Source organism: Corallococcus carmarthensis, from assembly GCF_003611695.1.
Taxonomy (GTDB): Bacteria; Myxococcota; Myxococcia; order Myxococcales; family Myxococcaceae; genus Corallococcus; species Corallococcus carmarthensis.
In genome coordinates, this window is the sequence record NZ_RAWE01000005.1 from 18,714 (window position 1) to 41,101 (window position 22,388).

Below are 22,388 nucleotides of genomic sequence, written 5' to 3' on the forward strand. Positions count from 1 at the left end.
CCCGCCCTCTTCAGGGCTTCAAGGTTGTGGAAAGCCTCACGACACCACGAGGCTGAAGCCGTTGTAGTAGCCGCAGAAGATGGTGTAGCCGCCGCGGTTGCACGTCTCCGGGTTGGTGATGAGCAGCCCCGAGTTGTCGTAGTTGCGCGCCGCCGTCTGGCCCGGCTTGTGGCACCAGTGGTTGTTCGTGCACAGCCGGTACCAGTGGTAGTCATAGCCCGGCCAGATGACCAGGCAGACGTTGTAGTTCGCGTCCGCCCGGCACGCCGTCAGCCACCCGTCCCGCAGCGCCGCCGCGCCCACGTTCCCGCAGTCGATGGCCGTGTACATCGACCCCGCCGCCCGCCCCGGCTGGGCGAAGGTGTTGGTGCGCAGGTTGCTCGCGTAGTTGTAGCAGTTGTTGTACGGCTGGTAGGCCGCGCCATTCCAGAACGTGAAGTCCGTGTCGGTGGTCAATGCATTGGGGTAGCAGATGGTCACGACCCCCTGCACGTCCCGCGAATCGATGATGGTGGCCTCCGCCTGCGCCAGCACCGGTCCCGGGTCCCGCAGGTCCAGCCGCGCGCTCTCCGCCGTGTGCAGCAGGAACCGGGAACTCTCCGCCGCCTCCGGCTGGAACGCGCCGCCCAGCCGCACCGTCGGCGGCAGGCCCAGACGCTTCCAGTCGTCCGCCATGCCGGTGTCCTCGGCGCGCACGATGAAGCCCCGGTAGCCCAGGCCGCCCGTGTTCGCCTCCAGCGGCAACAACTGCGACGGGTCCGCCCGGATGCGCTCGGTCAACTGACGCGCTTCGCGCTCAGACAGGTTCCACCGCGGATTGGGACGCCCCGAGAAGATATCCAGCTCGACAGTCACCATTGTGACACCTCGTATGCGGGGCGTGAGCAGATGCCTCGAACGCCCCGGGAAAGGCGGGGGTGAAGCCGGTTCTGGATACAACCAGACTTCACCCACAGTCAATGGTCTGTCTTACTTTACTGCTTTTTGGCAGTTGACGCGCAAAGCCAACCTCGGACATTGATTGAAGGGCCTAGTGGATTCCACGCATCTCCGCGCTCCGCCGAATTCATATGCGGGCAATCCCTTAGGCGGCGCGGCAATGGCTGGCGTGACGCGGAAGGCGCCGTGTCCTCGCCGAGCAGCAACTGGCGGACGATGGGCACGGGCGTGAAGCCCAGGGGTCAAGCGGCTCAGCATTGACAACGCAAACCACCGCGGCCTCGTTGCCTCTCGCCCGCTTGACTCCAGAGATGGCTATTGATGCATCTGCACCTGAAAACTCATCGACACGTCCATCCGACCCGGCGACATGAACTGACACTCCGCGGCGAGTCAGCGCGTTGGCAACGTGAACGCTGCCATTCGCCTCGACGAACAGATTTCACACTGACAATCGGAATGTCGCGCGGAGTGAGGCCGTCATGAGAGATGTTCCTTGAGCTTTCCTCAGCCACCCATTTTGCTTCAGTCCCTGCCCTGGCGCAGGCGCGTCCTCGCCGCGCGGCTGAGCCTCGTCGACGTGCGGCGGCGCGTCTTTCTCGACGAGTCCTTCTGGACTACCTGGGTGCCCACAAAGTCGCCGGTGTGCGCCAAGCGGTCGAAGCCGTGGGCGCTCGCGTGGTGTACCTGCACACCTACAGTCCTGACTTCAATTCCATCGAGCTGTGGTGGGCAGACCTGAAGCGCCAGCTTCGTCAACTTGCCCCTCGGGCCATTGAGGCCTTGGCACGGACGGCGGGGCGGTTGCGAGCGGCCACTCCCCTCGCGAAATTCGCGGCGTGGTTCCGCCACCGCGCCCATCCCCATACATGCGGGGAAAGCGTTGCCAATGACCCACACCCGTGACTCAAAAACAGACTCCACCAGATGTTTCTAGAGCCACAGTCCGGATCTTGACTCAAGACCAATAAAAATGGATCAATTGTCTTACCATGAACAAACCGACAAGCTTCGTCCTGGTGTCGACTTCATGGCAATGAACAGCCGTCCCCTCTTGAGAAAGGCAATGCCATGAAGCGCATCAACACGCTCCACGTCCAGACGATGAAGACCAGCGCCGCCGACTACGCTTGCTCCGAGTGCCCGGATCGCCCTTGGTGCAAGGGCACGGTGGAGACGCTGCTGGGCCTGCTCGGCCTGTCCTGAGCGTCTCATCCTGAAGACAGGCGTCACCGGTGAGCAGACACGGTGTGCCTGCCCTCGGGCGTCGGCGCCCCTGAGTCTCTCAGGGGTTCCGACCTTCATTTTCCTGTCTGGAGATTTACCTCCCACACCCTTTATCGAGGAACTCGTCTCATGGAACCCGTCCCCGGCCCGCTTCCTGGTGGTGTGCTCATCTTGGAGGCCTCTCCTGGCGTTGCACGTCAGGAAGTCTTGCGCAAACAGGTCGAGCAGTCCTGTGGGGGGACAGCCAGGGCATGGGTTCTCGACTGTCACCGTGATGAGGGCGGCCCCTGGGCAGGCCTGAAGGATCTGATGACGGACGGAGCCGCGGACCTCCGGCGGCTGGCTCCGGCGCTGGTCCAGAAACACGACTATGAGCTGGCGCTGGTGGTGCCGGACTTGCGTCGGGACGTCGTCGTGCGCAATCCCAGCCTCACGGATGTGAGTCCCGAGGCAGAGCGGACGCGCAACTACGCCGCAGACCGGGCCTATCGCATTCCACAGGGACTGGTTGACCTCATGGAGCGCTGGCATGCCCTGGCGGGAGGCGGCTCCTGGCTCATCGTGTGTGACCATTTCGACCACGCTGGGGCACTGACCCGCCTGTTCTTCACCGAGCTGGTGCGCCGCGTGGCGGGACGGTTGGGCCTGCGGTTGATTGTCGCCGTCAGCCCCGGTGCGGGAGCCGCGACCCGGGCCCTATTTGAGTCCGCCGTGACTACGCTCCAGTCGCTTGACCTGCCGCCGGACCCCATCCAGGCCCCCATTCCGCCCGAGGAAATGGCTCGCAAGGCCCGGGAGCTCTCCGAGGGCGTCAGCGACCTCACGGCCGTAGAGAACATCCTGCCGCGCCTCATTCGGTACTGGTCGGCCAGTGATCAGCCGAATCAGGCATTGAACCTGCTGTTGCACGCGCTGACCATCTATTCAAGCCGTGGTTTCTACGACGACGCCTTGAAGTACGCCCACGCCGCGCTGGAACTGCTGGAACGCCACTGTCCGGACAACGTGCCGGACCGGCTCCACATCTACAACCGGCTGTCCAATTGCTACTCCGCGCTCCGCATGCCCCACGAGGGCGTGGCCATCGTGGACAAGGCGCTGGCCTGCACCGACGACCCCGCCTACCTCATCTCGTGGTGCTACGTGAAGGCGATGTATCACGCGCGATACCTGCCGGAACGGGACTACGACCTGGCGGAGTCCTTCCTGGAGCAGGGCCTGGTACATATCGAGCGCGCGGACATGCCTCCGTACCAGCGGCTGTTCCGCAGGGCATTCAACCGCAACGGACTGGCGATGATCCGCCACTTCCAGAAGCGCTACGACGAAGCGATCACGCTGTGCCGCAGCGCCGTGGAGGAGCTCAACGCAAACCTGGCTCCCGGGGAGTATCTGCTGCACCGCTCGGTGCTTCTGTACAACGTGGCCCAGGTCTACGCCGTGCTGGGGAAGCTCGACGAGGCCATTGACATGTACTCCGGCGCCATGCGGATGGATCCCAATTACTCGGAGTATTACAACGAGCGCGGTGGGCTTTATCTCCAGGCGGGCCGGCTGGAGGAGAGCGAGCGGGACCTGCTGACGGCCATTGAGCTGAGCCCGCCATACATGGAGGTCTGGACGAACCTGGGGCAGTGCTACCGTCAGATGGGGCGCAACCAGGATGCGGTCAGCGCGTTCTCCCGTGCATTGGACTGCAACCCTCGCGTGGCGCTCGCGCTGGCGGGACGCGGCCATGCCCATGAGGCCCTGGGGCAGTTCGACGACGCGCTGCGGGACTACACCGCCGCCTTGCAACTCAATCCCTCCCAGCCGCTGGTCCATGCCAGCCGGGCGGTGCTTCGCTACGAAGCGGGGCAACTGGAAGCGTCGGTGGCCGACCTGGACGAGGCCATCCGCTTGTCGCCAAAGATGGCGGACCTCTACCAAAACCGTGCGGTGGCCTTGCAGGACCTGGGGCGGCCCCATGAAGCAGCCCAAGACCTGCGGACCTACCTGGAGATCAACCCTCAGGCGCTAGATCGAACGGAGGTGGAGGCCCGGCTCGCGACGGCGTTGGCCCACGTGGCTCGCGTCCCGGCCGCCGCCTCCTACCGGATGATGTCTTGAGCGCCGCCACGCCCGAATCGAAGGAAGACAGCCGGTCCATGAAGACGACGGCAAAGCCCCCCCTCTCGCGCGTCCCTTATTACCGCCTGCTCGAGCTGGCTCGTCCCGAAGCGCGCGGACTCGCGCTCGGGACATGCTTCCTCTTCGTAGGAAGCGTGGCGGGGCTGTTGTTCCCGCAGGCCCTGCGCCTCATCGTGGATGGGGCACTGTTGGAAGGTCCTTCCTCGGACCTCGACCGCGTCGCGCTGGGGCTCTTGGGGCTTTTCATGGTGCAGGCGGTCGCCACGGCGATGCGCTACGTCCTCTACCTCACGGCGGGTGAGCGCATCGTGAACCGGCTGCGCGAACAGCTCTATCGCAGCCTGTTGCATCAAGACATCGCGTTCTTCGACACGCACAAGACGGGAGAACTCACCAGCCGCCTGTCCTCGGACACGGCGACCATCCAAGGGGTGGTCAGTTCCAACATCTCTGTGCTCCTGCGCAACATCATCGTGCTGATGGGAGGAGTGGGCTTTCTTCTCTACACCTCCCTGAAGCTGGCCTTGGTCATCCTCCTGGTGGTGCCGGCCATGGCCTTCGGGGCGGTCCTCTATGGCCGCGGCGTCCGCAACCTGGCCAGACAGGTGCAAGGGATGCATGGGGCCTCCCACCAGGTGGCCACGGAGAGCCTGTCCGCCATCAGGACCGTGCGCATGTTCGCAGCCGAGGACACGGAAGTCCGGCGCTATTCAGAGGCACTGCAGCGGGCTTTCGCGCTGACCCGGCGCCAGCTCCGGGCCTCGGGCTTCTTCAGTGGAGGAGGAGTATTCGGAGCGTATGCGGCGGTGGCGCTCGTCTTCTGGTACGGCGGCCGATTGGTCCACCAACACCAGCTGACGGTAGGAGCACTGACGTCGTTCCTCGTCTACACACTCCTGGTCGCGATGGCTTTGAGCGCCCTGGGGGACCTTTGGGGCGATCTGATGAAGGCCACGGGGGCTACCGAGCGCGTCTTTGAAATCATCGACCGGAAGCCGGCGTTCCCCACCCGGGGGGGGCTGCGTCCGGAGCGGATGGAAGGGCGCCTGGAGGTGGAGGCTGTGCACTTCCGCTATCCGGCGCGGCCGGACAGCCCGGTGCTGCAAGGGCTTGAACTCGCGGTGAACCCAGGCGAGGCGGTTGCGGTGGTGGGGCCCTCCGGGGGGGGCAAGTCCACGCTGGTGGCACTGTTGACACGGCTCTATGACCCAGACGCCGGGAGGATCCTCCTGGATGGACGGGACCTGCGGGAACTGGACCCCTCCTGGTTGCGGCAGCAAACCGGCATCGTGTCCCAGGAGCCGCTACTCTTCTCCTGCTCCATCGCGGACAACATCCGCTATGGGCGTCCGGACGCGACGGACGCGGAGGTCCAGGCAGCGGCTCGCGCGGCCCACGCGCATGAGTTCATCCAACGCTTTCCCGAGGGCTATCTCACGGAGGTGGGCGAGCGCGGGACACAACTCTCAGGTGGGCAGCGACAGCGGGTTGCCATTGCCCGTGCCATGCTCGTGGACCCGAGCCTCCTCATCCTGGATGAGGCCACCAGCGCCCTGGACGCGGAGAGCGAGCATCTGGTCAAGGACGCGCTTGAGCGGCTGATGAAGGGGCGCACGACGCTCATCATCGCCCACCGCCTGTCCACGGTGAGCGGCGCAGACCGGGTGGTGGTCATCGAGGCGGGCCGCATCGTTCAGAGCGGCGACCATGCGACCCTGATGGGAGAAGAGGGACTCTACCGCCGGCTGGTGGAAAGGCAATTCGTAGCGGCGTGAGCAGGCGCGCTTCATGCTGCAACGGCTGCGCTGGACGGAGGCGGCCGTGCAGTTCCCTGACACGCAAGCAGTACAGGTCGATGCCGGCAATGACTAGCGTGACGCGGAAGGCGCCGTGTCCTCGCCGAGCAGCAGCTGGCGGACGATGGGCACGGGCGGGTAGCCGTGGGAGACCACCGCGTCATGGAAGCGCTGGAGGCTGAAGTCCCTGCCCCACTTCACCTTCGCGTCCTCGCGCAGCTCCATCAGCATCTTCTTGCCCAGCGCGTACACCAGGTACGTCGGGTCGGACGTGCCACGGCGCGCCTCGCGCTCCGCGTTGATGCGCGTCATGTACGCCTCCTTCTCAAAGAGGCTCACGGCCTGGTCGTACGTCATCCCGCGCGTGTGCAATGACAGACCCGCCACGTAGCGCGCCAGCCGCTGGAGGTAGAGCGCCAGCTGGTTCAGCCGCAGCCGGTCCGCCTGGGGCCCCGTGCCGCCGTAGCCCTCGTCCAGCATCATCTGCTCGGTGTACAGGCCCCAGCCTTCGCTGAAGGAGCCTGAGCCCAGCAGCCGGCGCACCTTGGACTGGATGCGGTTGGTCCACAGGAACTGCACGTAGTGGCCCGGGTACGCCTCGTGGATGGAGACGAGCGGCAGCGCGTAGCGGTTGTAGAAGCTCATGTGCTGCTCGGACTGCTCCGCGCTCCACGCCGGGTCCGGCGGCGTCACGTAGTAGTACGCCTCCGTCGCCTTCGTCTCGAACGGACCGGGCGTGCTCATGCTCGCGAAGGACAGCGCGCGGCTGAACACCGGCGTCTCCGCCACCTTCGCACGCACCTCGCTGGGCACGGTGATGATGCGGTGGTCGATGAGGAACTGGCGGATGTCTTCCAGCGTCGCCGTCGTGGTGGGCACCAGCTCCGCCCCGGCCGGGTGGTCCTTCCCCAGCTCGCGGTACACGTCCATGGGCGCCTTGCCCGGAGCAATCCGTCCCGCCACCTCGCGGAACTGCTCCTGCGTGCGCTTCATCTCCGCGCGCCCCCAGGCCAGCAGCGAGTCGATGCTCTCCGTGACGCCCTCTTCGTACTGGAGCTTCTTGCGGTACGTGTCCTCGCCAATGGCGAAGTCCCCGTTCGAGCGGGCCAGCAGGTCGTCCTTCAGGAAGCGGATGTACCCGTCGATGGCCTCCAGGCAGCTCGCCTGCTCCTTCTTGAAGGCCTCCTGGAGCGCGGCGTCCTGCACCGGCGCGAAGGCCTGGGGCAGCGTCTGCGCGTAGAGCGCGCGCGTGCCCTTGGCCTGCTCCAGGGCGATCTCCGTCCACAGCTTCGGAGGGTTCTGGAGGTTCGCCGGCGCCGCCGCGAAGACCTCCGGCACCACCGCCATGCGCTTCACCGCCGAGCGCATCCGCTCCTCCAGCGGCGCGAAGTCGCGGTTGATGAGCTGGTACACGGCGTTGGACGCGAAGCCCAGGTAGGCGTTCGGGTTGCGCTCCCACGAGCGCACCGTCTCCAGGTCCAGGATGCGCGCCCGGAAGTGGTTCTCCAGGATGTCGTAGTCGGCCCGGTCCCCGGGCGGCAGCGCGGCGCGGTCCACCGCCTTGGGCAGTGCCGCGAGCCGCTCCTTCAGGTACGCCAGCTGCGACGCCCGCTCCTCGGGCCGGAAGCCGCGCAGCTCCCCGTCATACGTATGGACGCCCGCGGAGGTGGCGGACATGGGCGAGCGGCGGAAGTGCTCCTCGAAGTGCGCGTCCACGAAGTCGCGCAGCGCCACCTGCGCGGGGACGAGCGCGGGCGCGGCGGCCCGGGCGGCCGGGGACTCCGCCTGGACCGGTGGGCGTGACGTGGTGCAGCCAGGGGACAGCAGCAGCAACGCGGCGAGGACGCTCGGGGTGCGCAGTGCGTTCATGGAGCCTCTGGGGGAAGGGACGCGGGAGCGTCGCCGAAGCCCTCCCGCGCGACAAGCCCGCGGAGCCGGTCCGCGGTTTCCACCGGAACGAGCACCGGGCTCCCCGTGGCGCGATCAGTTGAAGAGCCACTCAGGCTGGGGCGTCACGGTGATGCTGTAGTCGCCCGTCGACCCATCCTTGGCGGCGCCGGACGCTGCCGTGGAGGCCGTGCCGTCTCCGCCTTCGCCGCCACTCGCTCCCCCGCCGCCCCCCACCTGCACCAGGGTGGTGGGCGTGCCGCTGACGGCCGCGAGGCCCGCGGTGCCGCCAGCCACGCTGAGGAGCGCGGTGTTCGCGATGACAGGCGGGTTCGCGGAGAGGAGCTGGATGATGCCACCGCCGCCGCCACCGCCACCGCCGAACAGCTGCCCCGCGACCGGAGTGGTGCCCGCCCAGCCGTTGGCGCCATTGCCCCCATTGGCAAGGATTTTTCCATCGGCATCCACGGTGAGGGTGCCACGCGAGACGAGGCTGACGACACCACCTCCGCCGCCGCCGCCACCAGCCACCGGGGTCGGCGAGTTGTTCTGCGAGCTGGTGTTGAGTCCATGGCGGCCAGCGGCGTCGATGCTACCCCGGATGACGATATTGCCCTTGGCGGCGAGGATGAGCCGCGGACCGCCATCGCCTCCGCTGATGTTGCTGTTCGTCGTCGAGCGGTAGCCGCTCCCTCCCCCTGCCAGGTCAGCGCGGCTGAGGGTCGCGGTGCGTCCCAGGGGCTGGCCTTTTCCGCCCTGACTGCCAAAGGAGGCGGACATGGCGATGCCCTTCTGCGAAGGGTTGATCGTCTGGATCTGGGACTCGGCGTTGACGACGATGCTTGCGTTCGGAGCGATGGTGATGTCGCCGGTGGCGCGAATCATCGTGCCGCTCGCGACAATGAGCACTCCGCTGATGTTGACGTTGCGGAACATCAGGTTTGCGCCCTTCGGGAGGCCGCGGTAGTCGCTGGCGAGGTTCAACGGTGGTGAAGAGGACGGGACGGAGAGGTCCCCCGCGGAGCCGTCGCCGTAGAGCGCGAGCGCTCCGGACTCTCCCTGGGGCCCCGTCGCACCCGTCGCACCCTCCGGGCCCTGGGACCCCGTCGTGCCCGTCTCACCTCGAGGGCCCTGCGGGCCTTGTGCCCCCTGCTCACCCTGGGCCCCCCGCGGGCCGGGGGCGCCCTCTGGGCCTTGCGCCCCCTGCGGGCCGGGTGCCCCCTGTGTCCCCTGCGGTCCCGAGGGGCCCTCCGAGCCCGCGGATCCCGCCGAACCCTTGCAGGCAACGAGGCCCAGGAACCCGGTGGCGAGCACGGCTCGCAGCCACGGCGTGCGGACAACACCTGTCAGAAGAGATGCGCGCATCCAACCCCCTTGAGAAGACACCTGCGTCCGGAGCGGGCCCCGGACAGCGTGAAACATCTGGGTGCGGGGCCGCGCACACCGGAAGAAATCGTGGGCGATATTCTTGTCGCATCCGGCCGCGTGTTGACAAGGCACACCGGGGGCATCCCACATCCGGTCCCGCGTCCCGCCGCCCTGCGTTCCGGAAAGACGCGAGCGCTTCCGGACGCGACGCAACCCCGGGCCTCCGGCGGGGGCCGTGCTCCGGACGCCCGTGTCAGGGCACGTGGCTGGAGTGCGGCACGCCTTCTGCACAATCAAAAGCAAGCACCTCCAGCCCCGCTTGCGTGACGAGGTCTCATGGCCGCCAATTACAAGAAGTTCTTCGCTGGCTCCCGCAACATCCCGAAGGGAATCTCCCTGGGCTATCCCGTCCCGGGTCCGCAGGAGGCCAGCGCGGATCAGATCGCCGGGCAGGCGTTCTTCGCCACGCCGAACGACTGGAGCGACATCCAAGCCTCCGCGTACGACTTCATCGTGATTGGCACCGGGCCCACCGGCGTGGCCTTCATCGAGCAGACGCTGAAGCACAACCCGAACGCGCGCATCCTGGTGCTGGAGCGGGGCGGCTTCTGGTTGCCCACGCACTACCAGATGCTACCGCTCGCGTTCCAGGCCGCGACCGGCTCACCGCCCACCACCTATCCGTGGACCCGCACGACGCGGATGGCCACCACGGAGCTGGAGTTCTTCCAGGCCGGCTACATCCCCGTGCTGGGCGGACGCTCCACCTACTGGAGCGCCTGGTGCCCTGCCCCGGGCCCCGACCTCATGCGCGACTGGCCGCAGGAGCTGATCGACGTCACGCTCCAGCCGGGCTTCTGGGACCGCGCCCGGACGTTCCTGCACGTCACCCCGGTGGACAAGATCCACGATGGCGTCTACGGCAACCTCCAGCACCAGCTGGACGTGAACCTCCGCGAGAGCTTCAAGCGCTACGTGCCCTCGGCGGGGAACGCGTTCCCGGCCCCCATCGCCGTCGGCAACACCCCGTGGAAGGGGGTCAAGTTCTACAAGTACTCCACCGTCGGCACGCTGCTGGACCTTCAGCAGTCCCAGAAGGCGCTGGCGGCCCAGGGCAAGGGGCAGGCGCTGACCATCGTCGACCACTGCGTCGTCGGCCGCCTGGTGCATGACAACCATGGGACGGTGACCGCCCTTGAAACCAGCCGTGGCCCGCTGGCGGTGAGCTCGGCGAAGGTCGTGCTGGCGATGGGGACCATCCCGCCCGCGACGCTCCTGATGAACTCCTTCAAGGAGGCCCTGCCGAACATTGGCAAGCGCTACACCGGGCACTTCATGTCTCACATCACGGCGCGTGTGAAGCGCTCGGCGTTCAAGGACCTGTCCGCGCTGGAGATTGGCGCCACCTACCTGGACGGCAAGGCGCCCAATGGCTTGCAGTACCACGTGCAGGCCAGCGCCTTCGCCGCCGCGAACCCGGAGGCCGACGAGAGCACCATCGCCCACGAAGCGCCGGACGCGGCGGCGGTCGCGTCGATGGCGCAGTTGAAGGGCTCCGAGGACTACGTCGTGTTCGTCTGCGCGACCCTGGGCGAGGTGAGCGAGAAGAACCCCGAGAACTGGATCCGCATGAACGGCGGCACCGACCCCGCCACCAACATCACCCTGCAACTCCAGCCCGGAGTGCAGGACCACCACCTGTGGGACGTGCTCGACGAGGCGACGTATCAGACCATCGACGTGCTGGCGGGGCGCGCGGGGTGCTCGGGCTCGGCGCCGGAGGTTGAGTACTGGGTCGACGACGCGAGCGGCAACGGCGGCTCCTGGCAGCCGGAGCGGCCGGGCCAGAAGAACATCCGCCTGAACATCATCGTGCACGAGGCCTCGCCGCTGTGGATGGGCAAGGACCCGGCGACCTCGGTGGTCGGTCTCGATTACCGCCCGCACGGCGTGCGCAATGTCTACGTAACGGGCGGAGCCCTCTTCCCCACTTCGGGCTCGTGGAACCCCACGCTGACCATGTGTGGCCTGGCGCAGGACCTGGCGGACCGGCTCCGAGGCTGAGCTGGGACATCCATCGGGCCGGAGCCTTGACGGAGGCCGTCAGCGGTCCGGATTCCCGAGCGGTGTGAAGTAGCGCGGCGCGACGGCGGCCCCCGTCGCGCCCTGCATCTTCTTGCCCGCGAGGGCCATCACCGCGCCCAGCAGGGTGAACATCGGGTGCGGAACTCCGAACGGAACTCGCGCTCGAAGTCCGGATGTCGCTCCAGGACGCGGACCGGAACACCGTTCGATGACGCTGTCCTGGGAGCCAATGCGCGAGCACCTGGACGACGCGTGCGGCCTACCGGGGAGCCGGTCGTCACAGGCAGGGCAGGACGAAGTGGAACGTCGAGCCGTGCTCCACTTCGCTCTCCACCCAGATGCGGCCGCCGTGGCGCTCGATGATGTCTCGGCAGATGTAGAGCCCCAGGCCCAGGCCTCCGAAGCCGGAGATGGGCGCATTCCTCGCGCGGAAGAAGCGCTCGAAGAGATGCGCCTGCTCCTCTTTCGGAATGCCGATGCCCTCGTCCTTCACGGACACGCACGCCTCCGTCCCCATGCGCCGAGCCGTGACGCGGATCGTGCCGCCGGTGGGGCTGTACTTGAAGGCGTTCTCCACCAGGTTCGTCAGCACCTGCGCGAGCCGTGCGCGGTCTCCCAGGATGACGAGCGGCTCGTCGGGCGCCTCGAACCGGAGTGAGTGGAGGGAGCTCGTGCCGCGGAAGTCCAAGAGGACCTCGCGGATGAACTCCCGCAGCGGGATGGGCTCCGTCGCGAGCTCCAGCTTCCCGGCCTGGATTCGCGAGGTGTCGAGCAGATCATTGACGAGCAACGACAGTCGCGCGAGCTGGGCGAGCGCCTTGTCCACGTGGCGCGAGGCCACGCCGTGCCCGGTGTCCGCCTGGCCCTTCAGCATCTGGAGATGCAGCTTGAGGGGGGTCAGCGGCGTCTTCAGTTCGTGGGCGGCGATGGACATGAAGTCGTCCCGGATGCGGATGGCCTCCTGGGCCTCGCGCAGCAGGCGGTCGCGCTCGGCCTGGGCGCGGTACTCCGCCGTGATTTCCGCCACCACCACCCCCACGCCCAGGATGGTGCCGCTTGCCGTCCGCACGGGGTAGTAGCTGACGTTCCAATGCCGCTGCTCGCCCGGGGTGGAGGGTACCTCTCCCGTCATGTTGAGGCCGATGATGGGGGTTCCCTCGTCCAGGACCTGGCGCATCAGGGGCTCGACGAAGGGCGCCATCTGGGGCGTCATCTCCCGCACCGTCTTGCCAAGCTCCTCCTCGCGGCGCCGGCCATGGAGCGCGGCCAGTGCGTCGTTGCTGCGCAGGTAGCGCAGGTCCCGCCCGATGAAGCCCAGGGCGACGGGCGCGTGATTGAGGAAGGTGTCGAGCACGGCGAAGGATTCCTCCAGCCGCTCGCGCGCTTCTTGCTCGGCGACGAGCAGCCGCGCCTGTTCCGCCAGTGCCTGGCGCTCGGCCGTCACGTCCCGGTAGCTCCAGATACGGCCGATGATGGCTTCGCCCAGCAGCTGCGGAATGGACTTGCACTCGAGCACCCGGCCGTCGCGGAGCTCGACGATGGAGCTGCGGTACTCGAAGGTGGGCTCGAAGCCCTCGCGGATGAAGGCGATGAACCGCCCGGGGGCCGTCACCCGTGGCTCCACGCTCGCGAGCGCCTTCTCCGCGTCCCGCTCCTCCATCATCGCGTCCGTGAGACCCCATATCTCCTGGAAACGCTTGTTGAAGGCGGTGATTCGCCGGGCCAGGTCCACGACGATGACGCCATCGGTAATCGAGTCGAACGTGGCGCGCAGCAGCGAGGTCTGGTGCTCCAGGTGCTCCCGCGCCCTGCGCTCCTCGACGGCGCCCAGGCAGAGCGCCTGCGGCGCCCCCGCGGCCTCCGGTCTGGGCCGCTCGGACTTCCGAAGGCGGGCACAGGCGCCGACCTGCGTCCCGTCCTCGTCGAAGACGGGCACCACCACCGCGCTCAGCCGCTGCCCCTCCCCGCCGTCCTCACACAACCCATCCGTGCCGGCGAGAGCCGCGTCGAACGCGTGCAGGAGCCAGGGCAGACCGCCGAGCACCTCCTGCGCGGAGTGGCCGACGGGCGGGCCGCTCCGCCACCCGGCGGCGCCGGCCAACACCGGGTCCATCCAGACAATCCGCCCCTGGCGGTCCACGACCAGCGTGGCATGCAGGCTCGCCCCCACCTGGAGCAGCAGCTCGACCGGCGAAGCGCGGGAGGTGGGCGTGGCCCGCGAGTGCGCAGGGCCCTCCCATGCCGCCGGCTCTGCACTCCTGTCACCCTTCATTCCGGCCACCTCCCTCAGGCGTTGCGGGTCGGTCTGCCCAATGAAGAAAACATGCGCAGCGGGTCGGCCTGACGCTCGCGTCAGGCGGGCGGTGCATCCCTCGGGTCCACTCCGCGTCTCCTGGCCGCGTGGAACGCTTCGGTGGGTTCTTCGGCTGATGCGCTGCGAAGTGAGCGAGCGGCAGAAGACGGGCGCTGCGCGGTCGAAGCCCCGGGCCGCGTGACACGGCCCGGGGTCCACGACTCAACCACTCCTGCTCAGTTCACGCGCAGGCCGAGCGCGTAGGTGGAGATGGACGCCGGGGAGGATTCCTCGTGGTCCTTCGACGCGGCCGCGCAGCCCGATTTCACCGGCCGGATGCGCCACAGCATGTTGCCCGCGCCGCTCCAGTTCACGAACGCACCGCAGCCGCTGAGCGCATAGCCGCTGCTCAGGCCCACGGTGTAGCTGGGGTGCGCCACCACCGACGACGTGCCCCCGTTGATGACGTTGGCAATGGTGCCCACGCCCGGGATGGAGCTGTTGATGCCAATCGCATACGCCGTCGCCGTCGCGGGCGAGGAGTTGGTGTGGTCCTTGGAACGCACGCGCCACGAGGTCGTGGTGGAGGGCGCCGAGGCCGTGGCGTGGTTGCCCGCGCCGGTCCAGTTCACCTTGATGCCGCCGCCCGCCAGCACGTAGCCCGCCGGCAGGGACGCGGTGACGTCCGGGTGGGCGACACTGCCGCTGGTCGCCGTGCTGACGTTCAGATAGCCGCGCAGCTGCGCCGCGGTCAGCCCCGCGACCTTCAGGCCAATGGCCCACGCACGCACCTGCACCGGATCCGAGATCAGGTGGTCCTTGGTGGAGACCAGCCACGACGTCAGCCCGGTGTCCGGATACGAAGCGGTCAGCAGGTTGCCTGACGGGGCCTCCTTGCCCTCGCCGCCACCGCCAATCACCACGAAGTCGCTGGGGACGGTCACGGTGAAGTTGGTGTTCACGCCCGCGGCCGTCGTCGAATAGCGCTCGAACACCGCGATGGTGAGCTTGCCGCTGGTGTCCGTCTGCCGGAACAGCTCGATGGCGCCCCCGCAGCTCACGCCCACCGAGGCGAAGGCCGACGCGACGTCGGAGACGCTGTAGCCGTAGTCCTGCGCCGCGGTCTGCACGCCGCACGCGCCCTGGTTGAAGTCCGTGCTCGGGCTCCAGTACAGGTCATTGGCGCGGGCGAAGACCTGGAAGGCCCTGGGCGTGTTCCAGCCCGGCTTGGTGGCCAGCAGGTAGAAGGCCTTGTTGTACACGCCGGACGAGTAGTGCACGTCCAGGCCGTTGTAATAGTTGGACGCGTGGCCGATGGACTGGCCATCCAGCGGCGGGTTGGCCATGTACCGCAGCGCCCCGCTGCTCTTGAAGATCTCGGCGCCGACGAGGAAGTCATTGGTGCCGCGCATGTAGAACTCGGCGGCCTCGCCCGCGATGTCGGAGTAGGCCTCGTTGATGCCGCCGGACTGGCCGGAGTAGATCAACCCCGAGTTCTGCTCGGTGAAGCCGTGTGACACCTCGTGCGCGCCGACGTCCAGGCTGACCAGCGGGTAGAACGTCGAGAACCCGTCGCCAAACGTCATGGCCGAGCCGTTCCAGAACGCGTTCTCGTAGTTGGTGCCGTAGTGCACCCGCATCGTGAGCTGGAACGTCAGCGGGGCCTTGCCGACGTAGGCCTGATACATGTTGAAGATGACGCCGCCGAAGAAGTGCGCGTCATTGAGCGGCGAATACGCCCCGTTGATGGCCTTCACCGTGTTGCGAGGACAGCTGTAGGAGAACGGGGTGGAGCCGGACGTGCCGCCGTTGAGGTTCACGGTCTGCACGTTGGTGTTGGTCATCGTGCACGTGGTGCCCGACTGCGCCACGTCCATGTAGCCGTAGTTCGTGCCGTATTCGTACTGGCCCGTCTTGACGTTGCCGCCAGGGCCGGTGCCGATCAGCACGTGCTGCAGGTTCTCCCACTGCTTGAGCACCCGGCCATCCTCCGCGTCGACGATGACCAGCGGCCGCGTGGGCGCGCCGCCGCTGGAGAGGTCCGCGAAGTAGCTGACGACGTAGGCCTTGTGGGCGCGGCCGTCGTCGTCGACGTAGATCATCAGCTGGGAGCGCTCGTTCTCAATGACCATGGCGCGCACGCGGTTGCCCAGGCTGGCCCCCTTGGCGATGTCCAGCGCCTCCGTGGCGGACAGCCGGGGAGCCCCCTCCCGGATCTCCCGCTCCAGCCCGGTGACCTTGCGCCCGAACAGCGCGCGCAGCTCTCCGTTGGCGTCCTCGTTGACGATGACGTGCTCGCCGAAGATGGGCAGGCCCCGGAAGGTCTGCTGATAGCGGTGGTTGCGCACGCCGTGGTCGCTGACGCTGTCGAGCAGGGTCAGGCCCGAGTCCGCATCCAGGCCGAGCGCCTGCGCATGGCGGGCAGGCTCACGATTGGCGCCACCGGAGAGGAAGGTGGCCGCGTGCCGCTGGCGGATGGCACCCAGTTCCTGCTGTTGCAGGTCGACACGGCTCGCCGCCGAGGCGGAGCCAGCGGCCAGCAACGACGTCAGGGCCGCGGCAAGGGTTGGGTTCTGGAGAAGGGATTTCACGTCCGACGCTCCTGGAGAGCACGGTTGCGACGACCGCGGGATGCAGCGCGCAATAACCGCTCTACAGGAACAACCATAAAAAACAGGATACCCTCCGTCAACCTCCAGGAAACACTCGCAGTGCGCCTCCGCATCGCCGGTTCCTGTTGGACAAAAAACGTTTTTATTCACACTGAGTGGAAATCCCACCACGAAGCGCGCCGGGGTTTCGTTCAGCGGGGGCATGACCGGGAACGTGAGACGTCTCACGCCGGGCCGGACGGCCCCGGGCATGCGTCTATCCTCGAAGGAGTCCCAGGGATGCGCAGCCATTCGACAGGCGTCGTGAGCAGGCTTTGGTGTCTCTGTTTTGGTTTGCTGCTGGGCGTCGCCGCGTGCGGCACGGAGGTGGACGCGCCGGAAGCGGCGTTGGAGCGGCAGGCCTTCGCGCTGGTCGCCCCGCCCCGGGTCGCGGCCGGCGTGTCCCATGCGCTGGCGGTGCGTCCGGACGGCACGGTCTGGGCCTCGGGCTGGAACGTCATGGGAGAGCTGGGGGATGGCACCACCGTCCAGCGCGGCAGCCCGGTGCGCGTGCTGGGGCTCACCAACGTCACCGCCGTCGCCGCGGGCCGGAACTTCTCCGTGGCGCTGCGCTCCGACGGCACCGTGTGGACCTGGGGCGGCAACGCCTACGGACGGTTGGGTGACGGCACCACCACGAACCGCACCACGCCCGTGCAGGTGGTCGGGCTCACCAGCGTGGTGTCCGTGGCGGCGGGAGACAACCATGTCGTCGCCGTGCGCTCGGACGGCACCGTGTGGAGCTGGGGCTACAACGGCCAGGGACAGCTCGGCAGCGGCACCACCACGAACCGCTCCACGCCGGGCCAGGTCACCGGGCTGCCTGGCGTCGTCGCCGTGTCGGCGGGCGCCGGTCACAGCCTGGCCCTGTGCTCGAACGGGACGATCCAGGCCTGGGGATGGAACATCTACGGGCAGTTGGGAGATGCCTCCACCACGGACCGCCCCCTGCCCGTCGCCGTCGCCGGGCTCACCCAGGTCACTGCGTTCGCCGCCGGCGCCTACCACTCGCTCGCGGTGCGCTCGGACGGCACCGTCTGGGCGTGGGGCCAGAACAGCTTCGGGGCGCTCGGGACCGGCAACACCGCGTCCTCCAATCTGCCCGTGCGCCTCCCGTCCAAGGAGCAGACCGTCTCCGTCGCGGCAGGTGCCTATCACTCGCTCGCGGTGCGCGCGGACGGCACCGTCTGGGCATGGGGGCACAATGGCTGGGGTGAGCTGGGCGATGACAGCCGGACGCAGCGCAACACGCCCGTCCCCGTGTCCGGCCTCTCCGGCACCGTCTCCATCGCCGCGGGCAGCGGCTTCTCCCTGGCCGCGCGGGGCGACGGGACGCTGTGGGCGTGGGGCCTCTCCAACACGGGCCAGCGCGGGGACGGAACGGTCGAGACACGCGTCACACCGGCCGTCGTGCCGGGCATCAGCGGCGTGTCCAAGGTGGCCGCGGGCAGCGCGCACACCGTGGCGACCCGCTCGAATGGCACCTTGTGGGCGTGGGGCTCCAACACCCAGGGACAGCTGGGCATAGGCAACACGAGCAACCGCGCCTCGCCCACCCAGATCCCGACGCTGACCTTCGTGACCGGCGTGGCGGCGGGCGTCGCGCACTCCGTGGCGCTGCGCTCCGACGGCACCGTGTGGACCTGGGGCGGCAACACCTGGGGTCAGCTGGGCAACGGGACCACCACGGGCAGCACCCTGCCGGGCCAGGTGACGGGCCTGGGCAGCGTCGTCGCGGTGGCGTCCAGTGGCTGGCACACGCTCGCGCTGCGCGCCGACGGCACCGTGTGGAGCTGGGGCTACAACGGGCAGGGACAGCTGGGCGACGGCACGACCGTGAGCCGGCTGCTTCCCGTGCGGGTGGCGGCCCTGTCCGGCGTGGTCGCGGTGGCGGCGGGCAACTACCACAGCCTGGCCTTGCTGTCGGACGGCACGGTGCGGGCGTGGGGGTCGAACGGCAGTGGACAGCTGGGCGACGGCACCACCACCCAGCGCGCCCTGCCCGTGGCGGTGTCCGGACTGAGCGGCGCCGTGTCCCTGAGCGCGGGCGCTGATTCCTCCTTCGCCATCCGCTCGGGTGGCACCCTCTGGTCCTGGGGGGAGAACGGGTACTCGCAGCTGGGCGACGGCACCATGACGAACCACTCCGTTCCCTTCCAGGTCACCAGCTGGAGCGGGACGGGCGTCGTGGCGGCGGCGGCCTACCATGTCGTGGCGGCGCGCGCGGACGGCTCCCTGTGGGGTTGGGGTCTGAACTTCGACGGCTGTCTGGGCAACCCGGCGACGCTCGACACCGTGGTCCCCACGCCGTCACCGGTGGTGGGGCTGAGCGGAGCCACCACCGTCGCCGCATCCGAAGGGTTCACGATGGCGCTGCGTTCGGACGGCACGCTGTGGGGCTTCGGCGTCAACTCGGAAGGCCAGCTCGGCAGTGGCCTGCCCGTCTACGCCACACGCCCCCTCCGCTCCCTGCTGTACTGACAGCGCCGCGAAACCCGAGGCCTGGAGCGCGGAAGACCGCTCGCGCTCGCGTATGACATGCATGTCGTGTTGAAGACGCCGGGCCCGGCTCGCGGGCCCGGCGTCCCTCTGAAGGCGTGTGGCATTGAGCTTGCTCTGCGTCGCGCGGCCCGGGCAGCCCGCCTGCCCGAGGCCTTCACGCCTGACCGAGGAAGCCCATGCGCCGAGCCCGCCCCTCCCGCTTCGAGCGAATTCCCACCGCGGCACGTGCCTGGGCCTCGCGGCTGGTGCTGCTGCTGGCCTGCGCCAGCGTGGTGGCCACGTCGCGGGCCCAGTCCGAGGACGTGCTGTCTCCCACCCTCACCGGCACGCCCGTCCGCCTGACGACGGACACCGGCAAGGTCACGCGCACGGTCGTCGTCCGGGCCACCGCGAAGGAGGACTCGAAGGATCCGGTGGAGGGCGAGCTGCGGATCCAGGCGCGGGCGAAGTGGACGCCGAGCGACCCCACCCAGACGGCGCAGCCGTGGCTGGCGATCCACCACTCCGAGGGCGAGTTCGCCACGGGAAGCGGGTCTGGCGTCCTGGAGCCCGGCGTCACCGTGACGGTGGAGAGCTCGGCGAGCCTCGGCCACGCGTGCCCGCTGAATCAAGACTGTGAGTGGACCGTGCAGGTCGCCTTCGAGGTCCAGTCCAACACGGGCCCCGGCACGGTCGACGTGGAGTGGACGGCCCAGGCCGCCGCGCACGTGCTGGACGACTCCAGCGTCCCCAAGGGCTTCACCGTGAGCCTGTCCGAACCCTGACCCCTCCCGGAAAGACAGCCATGCCCCTTCCCATGATGAAGCCCATGCATCGCGTGCGGTGTCTGCTGTCCGTTGGCCTGGCGCTGCTGGCGTGCGCCTGTGACACCTCCGGGTTCGTGGAGGACTCGACGGAGGAGACCTCCCTGAGGCTGGACGCCGCCCAACCCCACGTCGTCAAACGCCTCCGGCTGCGGGCCAAGACCCGGGCGGATGCCGACGCGAAGTTCTCCCACCTCTCGGTCAACGTGAGCTCCTCCGTGAGATGGTCGCCCGAGGAAGGGACCCGCACGGACGTGCTGCCCTGGTATCGCATCCGGATGGTCAACGACCCGGGCGGAGAGGTGCAAAGCGAGCGCGTCTTCGTGATGAAGCCCTTCGACCACCACGAGTACGTGTCCGTCAGCGCGGACGCCGACGTGAAGGCCCCCCTCGACACCGCGGACGCCAGCTTCCGGTTGGAGTTCGACCGCCAGGGAGCGCCCTCCGAGGGCGCTTTCACCGTGACGTGGAAGGCCTATGGGACCCTGTACACGGATGATGGAGATCCGGAAGACATCCAGTTCACCGTGACGGAGGAGTCGGATCCTCCGGCGCCTTGATGAAGTCGATGAACGCCCGCAGCGGTGCGGGCACCAGACGCCGCCCGGGGTAGTAGAGGAACGGCCCCGGGAAGCGCTGCCACCAGGGTTCGAGGACGGGCACCAGGGCGCCGCTGTCCAGGTGCGGCCGCAGCCAGTCCTCGAAGATCTGCACGATGCCGGTGCCGGCGATCGCGGCGTCGACGGCGAGGTCCGTCGCCCCGCCCACCCGCACGATGAGCGGTCCCGTGGGCTCGACCTTCACCACCTCACCATCGCGTTCGAACTCCCAGGGCGACGTCATCGCGCCGCTCGCGAAACGGCCGAGCAGGCACGCGTGCTTCAGCAGGTCCCGGGGGTGCTCCGGCATCCCGTGCCGCTCCAGGTATGCCGGGGCCGCGGCCGTGGCGAAGCGCTGGACGCGCGGGCCAATGGGCAACGCGATCATGTCCTGCTCCAGCCGTTCGTCGTAGCGGATGCCCGCGTCACACCCGGCCGCGATCACGTCCACGAAGCTGTCGTCGGCGATGACCTCCAGCTGGATGTCGGGATAGGCGGCGAGGAACGGCGGAACGATTCGCGGCAGCAGCAGGCGGGAGGCGCTGATGGGGACGTTGAGGCGCAACACGCCGGCGGGCCGGCTTCGGAAGCCGTTCACCACGTCGAGCGCGGCTTCCATCTCCGTCAGCGCTGGCGCCAGGCGCTCCAGCAGGCCTTCACCGGCCTCGGTGGGGACCACGCTGCGCGTCGTGCGGTTGAGCAGACGGACGCCCAGCCGCTCCTCCAGCCGGCGGACCGCGTCGCTCAGCGAGGACGCGCTGCTCCCGCTCAGGCGCGCGCCCTCGCGAAAGCTCCGGGCCCGCGCCACCACCACGAAGGCATTCAAGTCACCCAGGTCGACCTTCACTGTCCGCCGCTCCGCACAACCTGTACGGGTCGTGCCCCGTTATCCCCAAAGCCTACTGTGGCTATGAATGCTGCATCTCGAAAGGAGATGAAGCATGCCCGGTATCGAGTCATCCAGCACCTTCCCCCTCGGGGGCCGCCCCGTGAAGCGCCTCGGCTATGGGGCCATGCAGCTCGCGGGACCCGGCGTCTTCGGCCCGCCGAAGGACCCCGACGCGGCCCGGGCGGTGCTGCGCGAGGCCGTGGCCCGAGGGGTGGACCACATCGACACCAGCGACTTCTACGGCCCGCACGTCACCAACCAGCTCATCCGCGAGGCGCTCGCGCCCTACCCTGACGGCCTCGTCATCGTCACCAAGATTGGCGCCAGGCGCGGCGCCGACGGCTCGTGGCTCCCGGCCTTCTCGCCCGAAGCGCTGACCCAGGCCGTGCACGACAACCTGCGAAACCTCGGGCTCGACGTGCTGGACGTGGTCAACCTGCGCGTCATGTTCGACACGCACGGCCCCGCCGAAGGCTCCATCGAAGCGCAGCTGACCGCCTTGGCGGAGCTTCAGCGCAAGGGCCTGGTGCGGCACATCGGGCTCAGCAATGTCACCCCGACGCAGCTCGAGGAAGGACGCCGGATTGCCAGAATCGTCTGCGTGCAGAACCAGTACAACCTGGCGCACCGGAGCGACGATGCCTTCATCGATGCGCTGGCACGTGACGGCATCCCCTATGTGCCGTTCTTCCCGCTGGGTGGGTTCACCCCGCTCCAGTCGTCCACGCTTTCAGGCGTCGCCACGCGTCTCGGAGCGACACCCATGCAGGTCGCGCTTGCGTGGCTGCTCCACCGCTCGCCCAACATCCTGCTGATCCCTGGCACCTCCTCCGTCGCGCACCTGCGGGAGAACCTCGCCGCGGCCGAGCTCGTGCTGCCGGACGATGCGCTCAAGGAATTGGACTCCGTGGCGAGCGCCCACGCCGCGTGAGTCCGTCACGGCCGTAACGGCCCGGGAAGCCACCCTGCTCCCGGACCGCTTCAGTCCTCGGTGACGTGACAGGAAAGGTGTCCGCATGGCCTACCGGCTCCTGGCCGGTGCCATGTGCGCCTCAATGCCAAGACAGCTCACACGCAATTCCTGCCAGTCTTGACCTTTCCAGCGGAAGTCCGCCCCGCGCATGTCCCAGACAGTGCGGCGGCATTCCCTGACACGGATTGCCTAAATCGAAAAGCCGGATATACTTGCTTGGCCGGTTGGGCTTTGCTTTCCGGTATG

At 68.2% G+C, this 22,388-nt stretch carries 14 protein-coding genes and 1 pseudogene; 9 read left to right on the forward strand and 6 right to left on the reverse strand.

Annotated elements, in window-relative coordinates; genetic code table 11:
- Positions 1-36: 36 nt before the first annotated feature.
- On the reverse strand, positions 37-858 hold the full coding sequence (locus D7X32_RS02330; RefSeq protein ID WP_147449990.1) for a hypothetical protein: 822 nt from the start codon (positions 856-858) through the stop codon (positions 37-39).
- A gap of 570 nt (positions 859-1,428) precedes the next feature.
- Here D7X32_RS02330 and D7X32_RS47405 point away from each other — a divergent pair.
- From D7X32_RS47405 to D7X32_RS02345, 4 genes and pseudogenes are all read left to right on the forward strand, one after another.
- Positions 1,429-1,755: pseudogene (locus D7X32_RS47405) on the forward strand (transposase); the annotation flags it as partial.
- 255 nt (positions 1,756-2,010) lie between these two features.
- A complete protein-coding gene (locus tag D7X32_RS47410) occupies positions 2,011-2,145 on the forward strand; it encodes a hypothetical protein (protein ID WP_279635548.1) in 135 nt (44 codons plus the stop codon).
- 330 nt (positions 2,146-2,475) lie between these two features.
- Positions 2,476-4,275, forward strand: coding sequence for a tetratricopeptide repeat protein (locus D7X32_RS02340; RefSeq protein WP_158625593.1), 1,800 nt, complete (start codon positions 2,476-2,478; stop codon positions 4,273-4,275).
- A gap of 38 nt (positions 4,276-4,313) precedes the next feature.
- Positions 4,314-6,071, forward strand: coding sequence for an ABC transporter ATP-binding protein (locus D7X32_RS02345; RefSeq protein WP_120600851.1), 1,758 nt, complete (start codon positions 4,314-4,316; stop codon positions 6,069-6,071).
- A gap of 93 nt (positions 6,072-6,164) precedes the next feature.
- Here the strand turns inward: D7X32_RS02345 and D7X32_RS02350 are convergent, their stop codons facing one another.
- Both D7X32_RS02350 and D7X32_RS44825 read right to left on the reverse strand, forming a co-directional pair.
- Complete coding sequence (locus D7X32_RS02350; protein WP_120600852.1) at positions 6,165-7,961, reverse strand: DUF885 domain-containing protein; 1,797 nt, start codon at positions 7,959-7,961, stop codon at positions 6,165-6,167.
- 114 nt (positions 7,962-8,075) lie between these two features.
- The gene (locus D7X32_RS44825) at positions 8,076-8,915 is read right to left on the reverse strand and encodes a hypothetical protein (RefSeq protein WP_244238812.1); all 840 of its coding nucleotides are present in this window, start codon (positions 8,913-8,915) and stop codon (positions 8,076-8,078) included.
- 768 nt (positions 8,916-9,683) lie between these two features.
- Between D7X32_RS44825 and D7X32_RS02360 the strand changes: the two genes are divergently transcribed.
- Positions 9,684-11,411: a GMC oxidoreductase gene (locus D7X32_RS02360; protein WP_120600854.1), complete on the forward strand. Its 1,728-nt coding sequence runs from the start codon at positions 9,684-9,686 to the stop codon at positions 11,409-11,411.
- 298 nt (positions 11,412-11,709) lie between these two features.
- Here the strand turns inward: D7X32_RS02360 and D7X32_RS02365 are convergent, their stop codons facing one another.
- Together D7X32_RS02365 and D7X32_RS47415 are read right to left on the reverse strand one after the other, a co-directional pair.
- Positions 11,710-13,704, reverse strand: coding sequence for a PAS domain-containing sensor histidine kinase (locus D7X32_RS02365; protein ID WP_120600855.1), 1,995 nt, complete (start codon positions 13,702-13,704; stop codon positions 11,710-11,712).
- A 257-nt stretch (positions 13,705-13,961) separates the two neighbouring features.
- On the reverse strand, positions 13,962-16,316 hold the full coding sequence (locus D7X32_RS47415; RefSeq protein ID WP_279635549.1) for a M4 family metallopeptidase: 2,355 nt from the start codon (positions 16,314-16,316) through the stop codon (positions 13,962-13,964).
- Between the two features lie 300 nt (positions 16,317-16,616).
- Here D7X32_RS47415 and D7X32_RS02375 point away from each other — a divergent pair, with 300 nt between their 5' ends.
- From D7X32_RS02375 to D7X32_RS02385, 3 genes are all read left to right on the forward strand, one after another.
- Positions 16,617-18,857 (forward strand): RCC1 domain-containing protein, encoded by a 2,241-nt coding sequence (locus D7X32_RS02375; protein WP_120600857.1) that lies wholly within the window; start codon positions 16,617-16,619, stop codon positions 18,855-18,857.
- A gap of 197 nt (positions 18,858-19,054) precedes the next feature.
- On the forward strand, positions 19,055-19,642 hold the full coding sequence (locus D7X32_RS02380) for a hypothetical protein (protein ID WP_120600858.1): 588 nt from the start codon (positions 19,055-19,057) through the stop codon (positions 19,640-19,642).
- A gap of 20 nt (positions 19,643-19,662) precedes the next feature.
- Positions 19,663-20,241 (forward strand): hypothetical protein, encoded by a 579-nt coding sequence (locus D7X32_RS02385; protein WP_120600859.1) that lies wholly within the window; start codon positions 19,663-19,665, stop codon positions 20,239-20,241.
- On the opposite strand, the gene D7X32_RS02390 is transcribed toward D7X32_RS02385, so the two are convergent.
- Entirely contained in the window at positions 20,204-21,127 is a 924-nt protein-coding gene (locus D7X32_RS02390) for a LysR family transcriptional regulator (RefSeq protein ID WP_120600860.1), read from the reverse strand. The two genes, D7X32_RS02385 and D7X32_RS02390, sit on opposite strands and share 38 nt — an antisense overlap.
- A gap of 94 nt (positions 21,128-21,221) precedes the next feature.
- On the opposite strand from D7X32_RS02390, the gene D7X32_RS02395 reads away from it, so the two are divergent.
- Entirely contained in the window at positions 21,222-22,100 is an 879-nt protein-coding gene (locus D7X32_RS02395; RefSeq protein WP_120600861.1) for an aldo/keto reductase family oxidoreductase, read from the forward strand.
- Positions 22,101-22,388 lie beyond the last annotated feature (288 nt).

What these genes read in the sequence shown, in the direction of transcription:
- D7X32_RS02380 (WP_120600858.1), top strand. Translation starts at nt 19,055, where the DNA reads ATGCGCCGAGCCCGCCCCTCCCGCTTCGAGCGAATTCCCACCGCGGCA.
- D7X32_RS02385 (WP_120600859.1), top strand. Translation starts at nt 19,663, where the DNA reads ATGCCCCTTCCCATGATGAAGCCCATGCATCGCGTGCGGTGTCTGCTG.
- D7X32_RS02345 (WP_120600851.1), top strand. Translation starts at nt 4,314, where the DNA reads ATGAAGACGACGGCAAAGCCCCCCCTCTCGCGCGTCCCTTATTACCGC.
- D7X32_RS02375 (WP_120600857.1), top strand. Translation starts at nt 16,617, where the DNA reads ATGCGCAGCCATTCGACAGGCGTCGTGAGCAGGCTTTGGTGTCTCTGT.
- D7X32_RS02330 (WP_147449990.1), bottom strand. Translation starts at nt 858, where the DNA reads ATGGTGACTGTCGAGCTGGATATCTTCTCGGGGCGTCCCAATCCGCGG.
- D7X32_RS02365 (WP_120600855.1), bottom strand. Translation starts at nt 13,704, where the DNA reads ATGAAGGGTGACAGGAGTGCAGAGCCGGCGGCATGGGAGGGCCCTGCG.
- D7X32_RS02395 (WP_120600861.1), top strand. Translation starts at nt 21,222, where the DNA reads ATGCCCGGTATCGAGTCATCCAGCACCTTCCCCCTCGGGGGCCGCCCC.
- D7X32_RS47410 (WP_279635548.1), top strand. Translation starts at nt 2,011, where the DNA reads ATGAAGCGCATCAACACGCTCCACGTCCAGACGATGAAGACCAGCGCC.
- D7X32_RS44825 (WP_244238812.1), bottom strand. Translation starts at nt 8,915, where the DNA reads ATGTTCCGCAACGTCAACATCAGCGGAGTGCTCATTGTCGCGAGCGGC.
- D7X32_RS02340 (WP_158625593.1), top strand. Translation starts at nt 2,476, where the DNA reads ATGACGGACGGAGCCGCGGACCTCCGGCGGCTGGCTCCGGCGCTGGTC.
- D7X32_RS02350 (WP_120600852.1), bottom strand. Translation starts at nt 7,961, where the DNA reads ATGAACGCACTGCGCACCCCGAGCGTCCTCGCCGCGTTGCTGCTGCTG.
- D7X32_RS02360 (WP_120600854.1), top strand. Translation starts at nt 9,684, where the DNA reads ATGGCCGCCAATTACAAGAAGTTCTTCGCTGGCTCCCGCAACATCCCG.